This window comes from Ideonella sp. (assembly GCF_041287625.1).
Lineage (GTDB): Bacteria > Pseudomonadota > Gammaproteobacteria > Burkholderiales > Burkholderiaceae_C > Ideonella.
Map to the genome: position 1 here is coordinate 1 of NZ_JBGGNH010000033.1, position 15,997 is coordinate 15,997.

General features: G+C 68.3%; 10 protein-coding genes and 1 pseudogene. 7 read left to right on the plus strand and 4 right to left on the minus strand.

Going from position 1 to position 15,997, the window contains the following annotated elements; genetic code table 11:
- The 7 genes and pseudogenes from ACAH41_RS13200 to ACAH41_RS13230 all read left to right on the plus strand — a co-directional run.
- Nucleotides 1-304 (plus strand): annotated as a pseudogene (locus ACAH41_RS13200) (ATP-dependent DNA helicase RecG); the annotation flags it as partial.
- A 171-nt stretch (nucleotides 305-475) separates the two neighbouring features.
- On the plus strand, nucleotides 476-2,029 hold the full coding sequence (locus ACAH41_RS13205) for a M4 family metallopeptidase (protein WP_325650265.1): 1,554 nt from the start codon (nucleotides 476-478) through the stop codon (nucleotides 2,027-2,029).
- Between the two features lie 257 nt (nucleotides 2,030-2,286).
- Nucleotides 2,287-3,849 carry a M4 family metallopeptidase gene (locus ACAH41_RS13210; RefSeq protein WP_325650263.1) on the plus strand — a complete coding sequence of 521 codons (1,563 nt, stop codon included), beginning with the start codon at nucleotides 2,287-2,289 and terminating at the stop codon, nucleotides 3,847-3,849.
- A 237-nt stretch (nucleotides 3,850-4,086) separates the two neighbouring features.
- Nucleotides 4,087-5,631 carry a M4 family metallopeptidase gene (locus ACAH41_RS13215; protein WP_325650261.1) on the plus strand — a complete coding sequence of 515 codons (1,545 nt, stop codon included), beginning with the start codon at nucleotides 4,087-4,089 and terminating at the stop codon, nucleotides 5,629-5,631.
- A 249-nt stretch (nucleotides 5,632-5,880) separates the two neighbouring features.
- Entirely contained in the window at nucleotides 5,881-7,443 is a 1,563-nt protein-coding gene (locus tag ACAH41_RS13220; protein WP_325650259.1) for a M4 family metallopeptidase, read from the plus strand.
- A 317-nt stretch (nucleotides 7,444-7,760) separates the two neighbouring features.
- Nucleotides 7,761-9,353, plus strand: a complete 1,593-nt coding sequence (locus ACAH41_RS13225) for a M4 family metallopeptidase (RefSeq protein WP_325650257.1) — start codon at nucleotides 7,761-7,763, stop codon at nucleotides 9,351-9,353.
- Nucleotides 9,354-9,515: 162 nt separating this feature from the next.
- Nucleotides 9,516-10,439 carry a LysR substrate-binding domain-containing protein gene (locus ACAH41_RS13230; RefSeq protein ID WP_370538326.1) on the plus strand — a complete coding sequence of 308 codons (924 nt, stop codon included), beginning with the start codon at nucleotides 9,516-9,518 and terminating at the stop codon, nucleotides 10,437-10,439.
- Here ACAH41_RS13230 and ACAH41_RS13235 read toward each other — a convergent pair.
- The 4 genes from ACAH41_RS13235 to ACAH41_RS13250 form a co-directional block, all read right to left on the minus strand.
- Nucleotides 10,429-12,525, minus strand: a complete 2,097-nt coding sequence (locus tag ACAH41_RS13235) for a prolyl oligopeptidase family serine peptidase (protein WP_325650253.1) — start codon at nucleotides 12,523-12,525, stop codon at nucleotides 10,429-10,431. The two genes, ACAH41_RS13230 and ACAH41_RS13235, sit on opposite strands and share 11 nt — an antisense overlap.
- A gap of 72 nt (nucleotides 12,526-12,597) precedes the next feature.
- On the minus strand, nucleotides 12,598-14,472 hold the full coding sequence (locus ACAH41_RS13240; RefSeq protein ID WP_325650251.1) for a hypothetical protein: 1,875 nt from the start codon (nucleotides 14,470-14,472) through the stop codon (nucleotides 12,598-12,600).
- 37 nt (nucleotides 14,473-14,509) lie between these two features.
- The gene (locus ACAH41_RS13245; protein ID WP_325650249.1) at nucleotides 14,510-15,448 is read right to left on the minus strand and encodes an ATP-binding cassette domain-containing protein; all 939 of its coding nucleotides are present in this window, start codon (nucleotides 15,446-15,448) and stop codon (nucleotides 14,510-14,512) included.
- Between the two features lie 11 nt (nucleotides 15,449-15,459).
- The gene (locus ACAH41_RS13250) at nucleotides 15,460-15,870 is read right to left on the minus strand and encodes a GntR family transcriptional regulator (protein ID WP_325650247.1); all 411 of its coding nucleotides are present in this window, start codon (nucleotides 15,868-15,870) and stop codon (nucleotides 15,460-15,462) included.
- Nucleotides 15,871-15,997: the final 127 nt, after the last annotated feature.

Sequence of the window (15,997 nt, forward strand, 5' to 3'; positions counted from 1 at the left end):
CTGCGTGTTGTTGTACAGCGCGCCGCTTTCGCCAACCGCGAAGGAGCGGCTGCGTGCGATCGTCGAGACCCACGATGGCTTTCAGATCGCGCGTCGCGATCTGGAGATCCGGGGGCCGGGCGAGTTCATGGGCGCGCGCCAATCGGGCGATGCCTTGTTGCGTTTTGCCGACTTGGCAGAGGACGCGCCGCTGCTCGCGCGGGCCCGTCAGGCGGCGCCCTGGCTGCTGGATCACCACCCCGCCGCCGCCCGGGCGCAGGTGGCCCGCTGGCTGGGCAGCAAGGCCGATTTCCTCAAGGCCTGAGACAAGCCTCCCCCCGCAAGAGGGGTTGACCCGACCTGTCAGTTCTGACACCTCCCCATGTTCAGGGGATGTCATCGGCGTGAAACTGAGTCCGACACTGTGTCGCGGCCCGAAGTCGACGATCCGCCGACTTCGGGCCGCAAAAAAACTACCCACAAGGAAATCGGACTCATGAAGACTTTCGCGTTCAATGCCATTGCCATGGCTGTCGTGGCCTTCTCGATGGCTGCGCCCGCCCAGGCCGCGGCCCCTGCCGCCGACCACCCCGCCGTGCAGCGTGCACTGGCCCACCTGAGCGGCACCGGCTTCGCCGCCGCCCACGCCTCGGGTTCGGACAGCTACGTTGCCCGTGACCTGATCGTCGACGAAGACGGCGCTGAGCACGTGCGCTTCGACCGCAGCCACAACGGCCTGCGGGTGATCGGCGGCGACCTGGTGGTGCACGGCGGCGCCGACGGCGGCTTCCGCAGCATCAGCCAGACCCTGGGCCAGATGATCCAGCTGAACCTGGTGCCCAAGGTGGCTGGCGAACACGCCGGCAAGGCCGCGCTGGCGCTGTTCCCGCACCGCGACGGTGCTGTGCAAGGCAAGGAACTGGTGGTCTACGCCCGCAGCGGCAAGCCGCAACTGGCCTGGGAAGTGCTGGTCACCGGCACCCAGGCCGATGGCACGCCAAGCGAAGCCCACATGATCGTCAGCGCTTCGAGCAAGAAGCTGCTGGACAAGTGGGACGACATCCACACCGCCGACAACGTCGGCTCCGGCAAGACCCTGTACTCGGGCAACGTGACGCTGCATGACGACCTGTCCGGCAGCACCTATACCTTGCGCGACCTGACCCGCGGCAGCCACTACGTGGTCACGATGAAAAACGGCACCCGCCGTGAGACGCTGGTGACCGCGACCAATAACGTCTGGGGCAACAACACCGAGGCAGACCTCGAAACGGTGGCCGCCGACGCTGCCTACGGTCAGAACATGACCTGGGACTATTACAAGAACACCTTCGGCCGCAACGGCATTGCCAACGACGGCAAGGGCGCCTACTCGCGGGTGCACTACAGCCGCAACTATGACAACGCCTACTGGAGCGACAGCTGCTTCTGCATGACCTATGGCGACGGCAACAGCTTCACGCCGCTGGTCTCGCTGGACGTGGCCGGCCACGAGATGACGCACGGCGTGACCTCGCGCACCGCCAACCTGACCTACTCGGGTGAATCCGGCGGCCTGAACGAAGGCACGTCCGACGTGATGGGCACGATGGTCGAGTACTACGCTGCCAACAGCAACGACCCGGGCGACTACACCATCGGCGAAGAGCTGAGCAGCACGCCGCTGCGCTACATGTACCAACCAAGCAAGGACGGCGCCTCGGCCGACTGCTGGTACTCCGGCGTGGGCAACCTGGACGTGCACTACTCGTCCGGCGTGACCAACCACTTCTACTTCCTGCTGGCCGAAGGCACGACAGCGGGTTCGCCGTCCAAGACCTGTGTCTCGGGCAACACCAAGACGGCCACCGGCACCGGCACCCTGACGGGAATCGGCCGCGACAAGGCCGCGAAGATCTGGTACCGCGCGCTGACGGTCTACATGACCTCCAGCACCAACTACGCGGCCGCCCGCACCGCCACCGTCAACGCCGCGACCGACCTGTACGGCGCAAGCTCGGCCGAAGTGGCTGCCGTCAAGGCCGCCTGGACCGCCGTCAACCGCAGCTGAGGCCTGCGCGCAGCTGGCCATTGGCAGCGGCTCGCGCGCCGCTGCCCACACTGAGCCGTCACAAGGCCAGGCCCGAAAGGGTCTGGCCTTTTTCTTGCTCGATATGCATTGCATATCTTCAAAGCAGCCACGCGTGTCAATCGCGTGAACTGTTTTGGGGCGTGCGCAAGCCTCTTCGGGGCTCACCAGCCCTCCCGTCACGCGCGTCGCCGCAACCGGCCATCCGCCGGCTCGTCAGCAAGAAAGTCACCCACTTCATGAAGCTCGTCTCTCTTCGCTTGGTCGCTGCTGCGGCCATGGCCGTCTGCCTCGGCCAGTCCGCCTTTGCCGCCAAGCCCACGGGCGACAGCCCGGCCGTGCAGCGCGCGCTGGCGCACCTGGGCGGTGCCGCTTTCGCCGCAGCCCATTCGTCGGGCGCAGATGCCTTTGTCGCGCGCGACCTGGTGGTCGACGCCGATGGCGCCGAGCATGTGCGCTTCGACCGCAGCCACAACGGCCTGCACGTGATCGGTGGCGACCTGGTCGTGCACAGCGCCGGTGACGGCAGCTTCCGCGGCGTGAGCCACATGCAGAGCCGCATGATCCAGATCGACCTGTCGCCCAAAGTCGACGCCAAGCTGGCGGCCAAGGCTGCACAGGCCGAATTCGGCACTGGCGGCACGGTGAAGGACAAGGAACTGGTGGTCTTCGCGCGTGACACGAAGCCGGTGCTGGCCTGGGACGTGAAGGTCAGCGGCGTGCGCGCCGACGGCACGCCGAGCGAAGCCCACCTGATCATCAGCGCCACCAGCAAGAAGCTGCTGGACCGCTGGGACGACATCCACACCGCCGACGCGGTGGGCAATGGCAAGACGCTGTACTCCGGCAAGGTCAAGCTGCATGCCGACCTGAGCGGCAGCACCTACACACTGAAGGACGCGACCCGCGGCAGCCATTACGTGGTCAGCATGGGCAACGGCACCTCGACCGAGACCATCTTCACCGGCAGCGACAACGTCTGGGGCGACAGCACCGAAGCCAGCACCGAGACCGCCGCCGCCGATGCCGCCTACGGTCAGAACATGACCTGGGACTTCTACAAGACGACCTTCGGCCGCAACGGCATTGCCGACGACGGCGCCGGTGCCCGTTCGCGCGTGCACTACAGCAGCAACTACGACAACGCCTTCTGGGACGACAGCTGCTTCTGCATGACCTACGGCGACGGCAACACCTTCACGCCGCTGGTCTCGCTGGACGTGGCCGGCCACGAAATGACCCACGGCGTGACCTCGCGCACCGCCGGCCTGGTCTATTCGCGCCAGTCGGGTGGCCTGAACGAAGGCACGTCGGACATCATGGGCAGCATGGTCGAGTACTACGCCAACAACGCCAACGACGTCGGCGACTACCTGATCGGCGAAGAACTGTACCCAGCCGGCAGCGGCAAGGCCTTGCGCTACATGTACCAGCCCAGCCTGGACGGCGCTTCGGCTGACTGCTTCTACGCGACGGTCGGCCTGATCGACGTGCACTACTCGTCTGGCGTGGCCAACCACTTCTACTTCCTGCTGGCCGAAGGCACGACCGCCGGCGTGCCTTCCAAGACCTGTGTCAAGGGCGACAAGAAGGTCGCTTCGGGCAGCGCCACGCTGACCGGCATCGGCCGCGACAAGGCTTCGAAGATCTGGTACCGCGCACTGACCGTCTACATGACCTCGAGCACCGACTACGCCGATGCGCGTGTGGCCACCATCAGCGCCGCGACCGACCTGTATGGCGCCAGCTCGGCTGAAGTGGCAGCCGTCAAGGCTGCCTGGACAGCCGTCAACCGCAGCTGAACGTCCGCGCCCTGACGGGCACGTTGTCCCCGAAAAGGGCCGGGTTCGAAAGGACCCGGCCCTTTTCTTGCAATGGAGCAGCCGCCCCCGGGCAGACCCTGCCCCTTACCTGAGGGATGGTCTGTTCAGGCGCCTCCTCCCACACTGTTTTTCCCTTGGGCCTACAGGCCCGTCCCCATACGCGGCACCGCCGCACCGGCCACCAGCCGGCTAGTCAGCAAGAAAGTAACTCACGTCATGAAGCTCGCCTCTCTTCGCCTGGTCGCCGCTGCCGCCATGGCGGTGTGCCTGGGTCAATCCGCCATCGCCGCCAAGCCCACCGCCGACAACCCGGCCGTGCAACGCGCACTGTCGCACCTGAGCAGCACCGGCTTCGCTGCCGCCCATTCGTCGGGCTCGGACGCCTTCGTCGCCCGCGACCTGATCGTCGACGCCGACGGCGCCGAACATGTGCGCTTCGACCGCAGCCACAACGGCCTGCGCGTCATCGGTGGCGACCTGGTCGTGCACAGCGGCCACGACGGCAGCTTCCGCGGCGTCAGCCAGACGCTGGCGCAAATGGTCCAGATCGACCTGTCGCCCAAGGTCGACGCCAAGCTGGCGGCCAAGGCTGCACAGGCCGAATTCGGCGCTGGCGGCACCGTGAAGAACAAGGAACTGGTGGTGTTCGCGCGTGATGCGAAGCCGGTGCTGGCCTGGGACGTGAAGATCAGCGGCGTGCGCGCCGATGGCACGCCGAGCGAAGCCCACCTGATCGTCAGCGCCACCAGCAAGAAGCTGCTGGACCGCTGGGATGACATCCACACCGCGGACAACGTTGGCACCGGCAAGACGCTGTACTCCGGCAACGTGACGCTGCATGACGACCTGAACGGCGGCACCTACACGCTGAAGGACCTGACGCGCGGTAACCACTTCGTTGTCAGCATGAACAACGGCACCTCCACCGAGACCCCCTACACCGCGACCGACAACGTCTGGGGCAACAACGCCGAGTCCGACGGCCAAACGGTGGCCGCCGATGCCGCCTACGGTCAGAACATGACCTGGGACTACTACAAGACCACCTTCGGCCGCAACGGCATTGCCGACGACGGCGCCGGCGCCCGTTCGCGCGTGCACTACAGCAGCAACTACGACAACGCCTTCTGGGACGACGGCTGCTTCTGCATGACCTACGGCGACGGCAACAGCTTCACGCCGCTGGTCTCGCTGGATGTGGCCGGCCACGAAATGACCCACGGGGTGACCTCGCGCACCGCCGGCCTGGTCTACTCGCGCCAGTCGGGTGGCCTGAACGAGGCAACCTCGGACATCATGGGCACGATGGTCGAGTACTTCGCCAACAACGCCAATGATCCGGGCGACTACCTGATCGGCGAAGAGCTGAGCAGCACCCCGCTGCGCTACATGTACCAGCCGAACAAGGACGGCGCCTCGGCGGACTGCTTCTACCCGGCAGTCGGCCTGATCGACGTGCACTACTCGTCTGGCGTGGCCAACCACTTCTTCTTCCTGCTGGCCGAAGGCACCACCGCCGGCGTGCCGTCCAAGACCTGCGTTTCGGGCAACAAGAAGACGGCGACCGGCACCGGCACGCTGACCGGCATCGGCCGCGACAAGGCCGCCAAGATCTGGTACCGCGCGCTGACCGTCTACATGACCTCGACCACCAACTTCGCCGGCGCTCGCGCTGCCACCATCAGCGCCGCGACCGACCTGTACGGCGCGACCGAAATCGCCGCCGTCAAGGCCGCCTGGACCGCCGTCAACCGCAACTGATCGACTCCTTGGATTGAAGCGCAGGCCCCTCGGCCTGCGCTTCTCCGCCGCCCGATCGGGCCGCTGCACTTCGCAGCGACCTGATCGGGCGGCTTCTTTTTGTGCATTCGGTCCAGCCCGGTGCCCGGCAAACCCCGCGTTCGTGGGATACACCAAAGCGGTGCATCTGCTCACACTGAACTGATGCGGCCCTGCTCGGGGCCTTTTTTGTGGCCCGAATTCCGTGTCGGAACAGAAAGCAGTCGTTTCATGAAGTCTTCCTCTCTTCGCCTGGTGGCCGCGGCCGCAATCGCCGCCTGCCTGGGCCAAGCTGCCGTGGCTGCCCAACCGGCTGCGGACCATGCTGCAGTGCAGCGCGCGCTGGCCCACCTGGGTGGTGCCCCAAGCCTCGCCGCCAGCCAGGACGAGTTCCTTGCACGTGACCTGATCGTCGATGCCGATGGCACCGAGCACGTGCGTTTCGACCGCAAGTTCCGCGGCCTGCGCGTGATCGGTGGCGACCTGGTGGTGCACAGCGATGCCCAGGGCGCCCTGCGCGGCATGAGCCAGCCCCTGGCCGGCGCGCTGCACCTGGACACCACGCCGACATTGGCCGGCAATGCCGCCGGCGAGTTCGCCAAGGGCCGCTTCGAGCACAAGAATGGTGCCGTCGCCAGCAAGCAGCTGGTGGTTTTCGCCCGCAACGGCAAGCCGCAACTGGCCTGGGAAGTGCTCGTCACCGGCAACCGCGCCGACGCAACTCCCAGCCGCACGCACCTGATCGTCAGCGCCCACGGCAAGCAGTTGCTGGACCAGTGGGACGAGATCGAGACCGCCGACGCCACTGTCACCGGCAAGACCTTGTTCAGCGGCAGCGTGCCGCTGCACGCCGACAAGAACGCCCGCGGCGTCTACACGCTGACCGACGCGACCCGCGGCGGCCACAGCACCGTGTCGATGGGCAACGGCAAGCGCAAGGAAACGGCCGTCAAGAGCAGCACCGCCACCTTCGGCGACGGCACCTTGGCCAATGCCGCGACGGCCGCCGCCGACGCTGCCTACGGTCAGAACGTGACCTGGGACTATTACAAGGCAACCTTTGGCCGCAATGGCATCGCCGACGACGGCAATGGCGCCCGCTCGCGTGTCCACTACGCCAAGAACTACGTCAACGCCTTCTGGAGCGACGACTGCTTCTGCATGACCTACGGCGATGGCGATGGCGGCAGGAGCTATTACCCGCTGACCGCGCTGGACGTGGCCGGCCACGAGATGACGCACGGCGTGACCTCGCGCACTGCCGGCCTGATCTACTCCGGCGAATCCGGTGGCCTGAACGAAGGCACCTCGGACATCTTCGGCACCATGGTCGAGTTCTTCGCCAACAACCCGAACGACACGCCCGACTACACGATTGGCGAAGAGATCTTCGTCAAGGGCGGCGTGATCCGCTACATGGACAAGCCGAGCAAGGACGGCGCCTCGGCCGACTGCTGGTACAGCGGCGTGGGCACCCTGGACGTGCACTACTCGTCCGGTGTGGCGAACCATTTCTTCTACCTGTTGGCCGAAGGCACGACCGCCGGCTCTCCGTCGCCGACCTGCAGGTCCACCGACACCCGCGTCGCCAGCGGCACCGGCAGCCTGACCGGCATCGGCCGCGACAAGGCCGCCAAGATCTGGTACCGCGCGCTGACCGTCTACATGACGTCCAGCACCGACTACGCGGCAGCGCGGCTGGCGTCCATCAGCGCCGCCACCGACCTGTACGGCGCAAGCTCGGCCGAAGTGAGCGCCGTGAAGGCCGCCTGGGCCGCCGTGAACCGCTCGTGATGCGCTGATCGGACATGACGGGGTCAGCCGCCTCGCCATGCCGGAAAGGCCGATCCGACGAGAGCCGCCGCTGGCACCGCGCCACGGCGGCTTTTTCTTTGCCACACCCCACGTTTGAAGATATTCTCAAAATATTATTAACACTACATTCACATCCACGGCACCTTGCTCTGTCTGACTTGTTCTGTGCCGCTGTGTGCCGCTGCACGCCGGGCTTTTGGAGGTCTGCGGGTATCGGCAATGCCTTTGTGCCCATGGTCCCCGGCCGGGGAAGTTGCCCACACCGCAGCGCCGGCCTCCTCTGGAAAGCTTGTTCGATGAAACCCACCGCCCCTTCCAGCGCCATCCTGCGCGCCACCGTTGCCGGCGTCGCCGCGCTGCTGTCCGCCCAGATGGCGCAGGCCGCGATGCCGCAGCCTGACCATCCCGCCGTGCAACGCGCGCTGGCCCACCTGAACGGCAGCGCCTTTGCTGCCGTGCGCGCCACCGGCAACGACGACTACCAGGCCACCGACCTGATCGTCGACGCCGACGGCAGCGAACACGTGCGCTTCAAGCGCGCCTTCCGCCACCTGGCCGTCATCGGCGGCGACCTGGTCGTGCACAGCGGCCCGGGCGGCGAGTTCAGCGGCCTGTCGCAGGCGCCGCAGCGTCGGCTGGACCTGGCGGTCGAGCCCACCTTGTCCGGCACCGCGGCCGAAGCCCTGGCGCTGAAGACCTCGGGCGTGGCAGACAGCGCGGTCCGCTCGCGCCAGCTGGTGATCCATGCCCGCAACGGCCAGGCCAAGCTGGCCTGGGACGTCACGGTGCTGGGTCATGACGAGGCCGGCGGCCCGGCCCGCATGCGGGTGATCATCGATGCGCACCAGGCCAGCCTGCTGGAACGCTGGAACGAGATCCACAGCGCCGATGACACGGGCACCGGCAAGGCCTTGTATTACGGCACCGTGCCGCTGCACGACACGGTCAACAAGAAGGGCACCAAGTACACGCTGCAGGACAACACCCGCGGCAAACACTACATGGTGGACATGAATGGCACCCAGGACACCGAGACGGTGTTCACGGCGACCGAAAATGTCTGGGGTGACGGCACCAAGACCGACCGCCAGACCGTGGCCGCCGATGCCGCCTACGGCCAGAACATGACCTGGGACTTCTACAAGAAGGTCATGGGCCGCAACGGCATTGCCGACGATGGCAACGGCGCCCACTCGCGCGTGCACTTCGGCACGCGCGTGGACAACGCCTACTGGGACGACGAGTGCTTCTGCATGATGTACGGCGACGGCTTCATCCAGTTCAAGCCACTGGTGGCGCTGGACGTGGCCGGCCATGAGATGACGCACGGCGTGACCTCGCGCACCGCGGACCTGATCTACGGCGACGAATCCGGCGGCCTGAACGAGAGCAGCTCGGACATCCTGGGCACCATGGTCGAGTTCTACGCGAACAATGCCGGCGACCCGGGCGACTACACGCTGGGCGAGATGATCATGAAGAAGCCCGGCACGGTGCTGCGCTACCTCTACCAGCCGAGCAAGGACAACATCTCCGCCGACTGCTGGTACCAGGGCGTGGGGAACCTGAATCCGCACTACTCGTCCGGCGTCAGCAACCACTTCTTCTTCCTGCTGGCCGAAGGCACGGCATCGGCCACCTTCCCGGCCTCCAAGACCTGCACCACCGGTGACACGGTGAAGGCCACCGGCAACGGCAGCCTGACCGGCATCGGCCGCGACAAGGCCGCGAAGATCTGGTATCGCGCGCTGACCGTCTACATGGTCTCGACCGAAACCCACGCCATGGCCCGCGCCGACACCATCAAGGCCGCCGAGGACCTGTACGGCGCCGGCTCGCCCGAGTCGCTGGCCGTTGCTGCCGCCTGGACGGCGGTGAACCGTCCCTGAACGGCAAGGCACTTCGCACCGCTTGAGTCCGTTGGCGCGTGGTCGGGGCAGACCTCCTTGGAGGGCTGCCCGCGCGCCAGCCTTGTGCCGCCGTGGCCAGCCTGGCCCGGCGGCTTTTTTGCGCACGTCCGGCCGCGGCGCATTCGTCGTCACAATCCGGGCATGACCCTGACCGAGCTGCGTTACATCGTCGCCGTTGCCCGTGAGCGCCATTTCGGCCGCGCCGCCGAAGCCTGCCATGTCTCGCAGCCCACGCTGTCGGTGGCGATCAAGAAGCTCGAAGAAGAGCTGGACGTGAAGATCTTCGAGCGCGGCAGCAGCGAGGTCAGCCTCACGCCGCTGGGCGAGTCCATCGTGCGCCAGGCGCAAAGCGTGATCGAGCAGGCGCAAGGCATCCGCGAGATTGCCAAGCGCGGCAAGGACCCGCTGGCCGGCCCGCTGCGCCTGGGCATCATCTACACGATCGGGCCCTACCTGCTGCCTGAGCTGGTGCGCCACGCGATCGAGCAGACGCCGCAGATGCCGCTGATGCTGCAGGAGAACTTCACCGTCAAGCTGCTGGACATGCTGCGCACCGGCGAGCTCGATTGCGCGGTGATGGCCGAACCCTTCCCAGACACCGGCCTGGCCGTGGCCCCGTTGTACGACGAGCCGTTCATCGTTGCTGTGCCGGCCAGCCACGCGCTGGCCCAGCGCGAACACATCAGCCCAGAAGAGCTGAAGCGCGAGACCATGCTGCTGCTGGGCACCGGCCACTGTTTCCTCGACCATGTGCTTGAGGTCTGCCCCGAATATGCCCGCTTCTCCAGCGACACCGAAGGCATCAAGAAGAGCTTCGAAGGCTCGTCGCTGGAAACCATCAAGCACATGGTCGCCTCCGGCATGGGCGTGACGGTGGTGCCCGGCCTGTCCGTGCCCAAGGAGCCCACCGCGCACCTCAGGTACGTGCCCTTCACCGACCCGGTGCCCACGCGCCGCGTGGTGCTGGCCTGGCGCCGCAGCTTCACGCGCTACGAGGCCATTGCCGCGCTGCGCAATGCGGTGTACGCCTGCGAGCTGCCGGGCGTGACGCGGCTCACCGCCTGAGCCTGGGCGTCTCCGCACCCAGCCGGGTGTTGCGCGCCAGGTAGGCCTGCAGCGTCGCATCCGGCGGTGCGGGCTGAGGGCCGCCCAGGCTTTGCTGCAGCTGGCGCTCCATCAGGTACAGCGCGGCCTCTCGGCCCAGCGGGTCGTCATTGCGATGGCCCGCCTGCGGGTCGACCAGCAAGGTCACCTGTTTGCGTGCCGCCTGCAGCCGGGCTGCGTAATCGAGCACGCCGCTGAGGTCCACGCGGCGATCCTCGCCTCCGGCGATCAGCAGCACCGGCCGACGCAGGCTCGCGGCCTGCGCCAGCGGTGACTGCGCACTGAGCCTGGCCATCGCCGCAGCGTCGCGCGGGTCCAGCTGCAACAGCGAAAGCCAGTGCTCGAACGGCATGTAGCCAGAGACCACATCGGCCTCGGCGCTGCGGGCGATCGAACGCAATGCCCAGCTGAAATCCGGCGGCGGCACCGATGCCACGCCCACCTTGAAGAGATCCGGCGAGAAAGTGACGCCGGCCAGCGCCGCGTAGCCGCCAAACGACGCGCCGACGATGCCGACGCGCTGCGCATCGCCCACGCCCTGCGCCAGCAGCCAGCGCACGCCGTCACCAATGTCCTGCAGCACGCGGCCGGTGCCGCCGTAGTCGCCGCGCGCCGCCAGCACATGGTCGCGCCCCAGGCCGGTGGAGCCCCGGTAGTTGGGCTCGAAGACGGCGTAACCCCGGTTGGCCAGGAATTGGGCCAGGCTGCTGTGGTCCGCGGTGGCATGGCTCCAGGGGCCACCGTGCACCAGCGCCAGCAAGGGCAGCTTCGCCGGGGCCACTCCGGGTGGCAGGCTGAGGAAACCGCGCACTGTCAGGCCGTCACTGGCGCGGTAGCGGATCGGCAGGCGGTGTGCGAGCGCGGCTTCGGGCACATCGGTGGCTGGCATGCCGCTGCGCCGGCTCACGGGCGGAAAATCCAGCACCTGCTTGAGCCGGCCGCTGGTGGGGTCGTAGCACTGCCAGCGCGGCACCTGCAAGCTGTCGCCGCGTTCGCTGACCAGCCAGCGCGCGCCGGGGCCGCGGCCCACCTGCACCCGCAGCACGCGGCCCGGCAGGGCGCGTCGCAGCGCGGCGGCGTGGCGCTGCATTTCAGCGTCCAGCCCGCTCAGCAGCGGCGCCGTGCTGCGGTGGTCGGCGAACACCGGCTGGGCAGTCAGCGGGTCCAGCGTCAGCTCATCGATGTCGGCCTCGCCGCGAGGGTCCTTGTAGATCGGATGCAGGCGTCCTGCCGCGTCCAGCCGCTGCAGCCCGCGCAGCGAACCTTGCAGGTCGCTGCGCAGCAGCAGGTCGCCCGCGTCGGTGGTCCGCGGCAGCAGGCCGCAGCGATGCAGCTCGGCGCAGCGCAGCGTTTCGATCAGCGCGCCGTTGCGGTCCACGCGGTGGATCACCGAGGCGTCGCTCTCTACCCGCTGCAGCCAGGCGAGCCGGCCGTCCGGCCCCAGCGCAAAGCCAACCAGGCGCTGCGCGTCCTGCCTCAGGACCTCACGCTGGCCATGCATGTCCACGCGCACCAGCTGCCAGCTGACTGGCTCGGTGCTGACCTGCGCCACCAGCAGCACGGCCGCCGGCCGCGTCGGGTCCACCGCCGCCCAGCGCCGCTGCAGGCGCCCGCCCAGCGGGCTCACCAGGCCCGAGCCGGGCTGGCCCGCCATGGCTTGCGCAAAAAGCTGTGTGGACGAAGCGAGCAGCAGCCAGCGGCCGTCCTGCGACCAGCCGAGTTCACTCGCCTCGGTGCGCTGCAGCCAGCGCCGGGGCGCGCCGCCATCGAGCGGCTGGGACCACAGCTCGCGCTGGCCGGGCACCCGCTCCCGCAGGTAGGCGATGGTGCGGCCGTCCGGCGACAGCGTGGCTTCGCTGATGGCGGGCTGCAGCAGGAAGTCGGCCCGCGCATGCAGCGGCGCAGCGGGGCGTGCCCGCTCGGCAGCAATGGCATTGCGCAAGGGCGCTTCGGTGCCGGCGTGCGCCAGCGTGACCAGCGCGAAGCTGGCCGCGGCCAAGGCCGGAACACGGGCCAGCGCGAGGCGCCAGAAGCAGATCGAAGACATGCGCATCTCCCTCGGCCCGCCGATGGCAGCCGATGCAAGCGAATCGGAAAGAGGCCTGGGCCCGGCGGGAAATCAGGCCACGAGGGCGCGCGGCGGCGCAGGCCGTGGCGTGGCCTCGGGCGCGGCATCAACGCCCTCTTCCGGCGGCACCAGCAGCCACAGGCTGACCAGCGCCGGCCAGCCGACCAGCGCGCAGGCGGCGACCCATGCGGCACGGGCCGGCCAGCGCAGCGGCAGTTGCCGCACGCGCCACGCAGCGGCCAGCGCCGCCAGCAGGCTCATGGCTGCGGCGAGCAGCTTGATGTCGCCCGGCACCGGCGCTGGGTGGGTGGCGCGCAAGGGATCGGGCGGCGCCAGCAGCGCGCGGGCCCGGTCCAGCGCCACCGACATGACCGGCGCGCTCCACCAGGCGCGGTAACGGAACAAGGCCGGGTAGTCGAAGCCCACTGCGCGGCGCGCCACTTCCTGCACCTGGCCGGCATCGTCGGTGCGCAGCAGCACCTGGTACGGCGGCACGCCTCGCGGGTCATGCGCAAAGCGGGTGAAGCTGAAGGAGAACAGGTCACCATCGACCAGCTCGATCAGCGTCAGGTCGCTCAGGTCGCCGAAGCGGCCCGGGCCGGGCAGCGGCACGCGCTGGCGCGGCTGCAGCAGGCCCTGGCCGGGATCCCTCAGCAGCCGGCCGTCGATGATGTAGGCCGCCTTGTCGCTCAGCGCGCCCAGGTGAGCGCCGACCATCGAGACGCCCAGCAGCGACTCGCCGACCGGCAGCTGCAGGCGCGGCATCACGCGGCCGGCCAGGCTGTCGTACTGGTAGAGCATGTTGCCGCCGGCCAGCAGCTCGTCGCCCTGCGCCAGGAAAGGCTGGCGGCCGATGGGCAGCACCGGCACCGGGAAGGCGGCGTTTGCCGCGCCCACGCCCAGTGTGCCCGCCGCGCGGCCATCGACCAGGCTGAGGCCTTGCAGGCGCATGCTGTCGTGGCTGAAGGTCCAGCGCACGCGGCGCTGCGTGTCGTCGAAGGCCATCGGTTTCACGTTCGTCAGCTCGCCGGTGTGCGGCAGCAGGCGCAGCTGCTGCGCGATGCCCATGGGCTCGGACAGCGCGACCTGCTCACGCAGGCGCTGCGCGTCGGGCGAGGCACTGGCGGCCAGGCCGGCGAGCAGGCGCGCGCGGTCGTCCATGCGCTCCAGCTCGTTGTGGCCGCCAGGCGCGGGCACGGCGCGGTTGTTCGGGTGCGAGCCCTGCATGATCCACAGCATCTCCACGCCAAACCACAGCAACAGCAGCACCAGGTACACGCCCATCTGCAGAGGCAGCGCGGTCAGCAGCACGGCGCCCCAGCGACGCGGCGGCGCACCGAGGTCCGGCTGGAAGGCCTGCATCACCAGGGCCAGCAGCCACAGCAGCGCCAGGAACTGCAAGGCCAGCGCGGCCAGGCCGATGGCATTCATCGCCGGCAGCCAGGCGAGGAAGACCAGGCCGGCTGCGGCGTGGCGACGGTTCGCCAGCATCGCGTAGGCACCGGCGAGGTAACCGCAGCCAGCGATCTGCAGGCCGGCCAGCGCCAGCAGCAGGTGGCGCGCATCGACCACACGCGCCGTCATGCCCGCCTGCCAGCCGGCAACGACCAGCACGGGCAGCGCCGCCGTGAAGGCCAGCAGCACGGCACCGGCGGCCAGCAGCGCTGCCGCCGTGCGCGCGGGCGCCAGCGGCCGATGCAGCAGGTTCAGCCAGGTGCTGGGGCGGCGGTAGACGCCCATCTGGTACAGGCCCAGCAGGCCCCCGACCGCGCCGTAGGCGATGCCGAAGGCCAGGTGCACCAGCCAGGGTTGCTGCCCGAGGTCGACCACGCGGGTCAGGAAGCCCAGCACCAGCAGGTGCAGGCCGGCAATGCCGATCGCCCAGCCGCGAAAACGCAGCAGCTCGGCCTTGAACAGGTCCCACATGGTATGTGTCCTCGAAATGCGCTGAAAGGGGCGGCGCTCAGGCTGCAATGGGCGCAGCATGGTGCTGCGCGAGGAAGCTGTTGACGGCACGGTCCAGGCTCACCGGCATGCTTTGCACGCTGCGCGCGCCGCTGGCGCGCAGGAAGCGGCCGAAGCTGTCGTCCTGGTCCAGCACCAGGTAGTGGTGCAGACCGTCGAGCTGCTGCTGCTCCAGCAGGCCGGGCACCTGGGCCGGGTCGGGCGCCTTGAACGGGATGTCGGCCACCCAGTGGGTGACACGGGCACGGAAGTCGTCTGGCGCGGACATGTGCTTGAGCCGGCCGCGCTCCAGGATGATGAGGTTGTCGGCCACACGCTCGATCTCTTCCATCTGGTGCGAGCAGTAGATGACGGTGCAGGCGGCACGGCCATCGGCCGCCGCGTTCGAATACAGCAGCGATTCGAGGAAAGCGCGCTTGGCCACCACGTCCAGGCCCAGCGTGGGTTCATCCAGCACCAGCAGCTCAGGTGTCTGTGCCAGTGCCAGCGCAAGGTTGAAGCCCGCACGCTCTCCACGCGAAAGCTGGCTCACCTTCTGAGCCGGCAGCACGTGGTAGTGGCCGATCACCTCGTCGAACACCGGCTGGCGCCAGCCGGGGTACTGGTGGCACTGCATCGCGGTGACGGCCGCCACCGTCATCCAGCCGGGCAGCGTGTGCTCCTCATTGACAAAGCCGATGCGGGCGCGGTCCTGCGGACGCAGCCGGGCACTGTCTCGGCCGAGGATGGTGGCGCTGCCGGCGCTGGGCGGCAGGAAGCCCAGCAGCACGCGGAACAGCGTGGACTTGCCAGCGCCGTTCGCGCCGACGATGGCGTGCACGCCGCCGCGTGGAATCTGCAGGTCCAGGTGATCGAGCGCGAGCTTGCGGCCGTAGCGCTTGCACAGGCCGGCGGTGTGGATCACCGGCGTTTCGGGCGTGAACAGGCTGTCGTTCATGGCGAGGGACCTCAGGCCAGTTTCTTCGGCGCCAGCACGCGCAGCGCGTCGTCCAGCCGCGCCAGCGCGTGCTGCGGTGGGTAGTCCAGCGCGGCCACCTCGTGCACGAAGCGCTGGATGGCGTCGTCCAGCCGGCGCTCGCGTTCGCTGTCGCTCAGGCGCTGGCGCGGCGTGGCCACGTACAGGCCCAGGCCCTGGCGCGCGTCCAGCCAGCCTTCGGCCGTGAGTTCGGCATAGGCCTTGGCGACGGTGTTGGGGTTCACGGTGAGCTGCTGGGCCAGGCCGCGCACGCTGGGCAGCTGCACGCCGGTGAGCAGCTCGCCGGTGGCAATCTTCAGCCGCACGGCATCCACAATCTGTTTGACGATGGGGCGGGCATCGCCGGTGGCGATCTGGATCATCAAGGGCTGGGTGCGGCTCATGCGGTCTCCAAAGACAAGTTGCAACTGTACTACTTGAATTAGTACAGTGCAAACACTTGATTGCCGGCCAACGCCAAAAGGCCCACCCCCTGCCCCCGCTTCAGGCCATCTCCGGCATGGCTCTATT

Coding starts and splice junctions, on each gene's coding strand:
- ACAH41_RS13250 (WP_325650247.1), bottom strand. CDS start 15,870: ATGAGCCGCACCCAGCCCTTGATGATCCAGATCGCCACCGGCGATGCC.
- ACAH41_RS13245 (WP_325650249.1), bottom strand. CDS start 15,448: ATGAACGACAGCCTGTTCACGCCCGAAACGCCGGTGATCCACACCGCC.
- ACAH41_RS13205 (WP_325650265.1), top strand. CDS start 476: ATGAAGACTTTCGCGTTCAATGCCATTGCCATGGCTGTCGTGGCCTTC.
- ACAH41_RS13215 (WP_325650261.1), top strand. CDS start 4,087: ATGAAGCTCGCCTCTCTTCGCCTGGTCGCCGCTGCCGCCATGGCGGTG.
- ACAH41_RS13235 (WP_325650253.1), bottom strand. CDS start 12,525: ATGTCTTCGATCTGCTTCTGGCGCCTCGCGCTGGCCCGTGTTCCGGCC.
- ACAH41_RS13240 (WP_325650251.1), bottom strand. CDS start 14,472: ATGTGGGACCTGTTCAAGGCCGAGCTGCTGCGTTTTCGCGGCTGGGCG.
- ACAH41_RS13220 (WP_325650259.1), top strand. CDS start 5,881: ATGAAGTCTTCCTCTCTTCGCCTGGTGGCCGCGGCCGCAATCGCCGCC.
- ACAH41_RS13210 (WP_325650263.1), top strand. CDS start 2,287: ATGAAGCTCGTCTCTCTTCGCTTGGTCGCTGCTGCGGCCATGGCCGTC.
- ACAH41_RS13225 (WP_325650257.1), top strand. CDS start 7,761: ATGAAACCCACCGCCCCTTCCAGCGCCATCCTGCGCGCCACCGTTGCC.
- ACAH41_RS13230 (WP_370538326.1), top strand. CDS start 9,516: ATGACCCTGACCGAGCTGCGTTACATCGTCGCCGTTGCCCGTGAGCGC.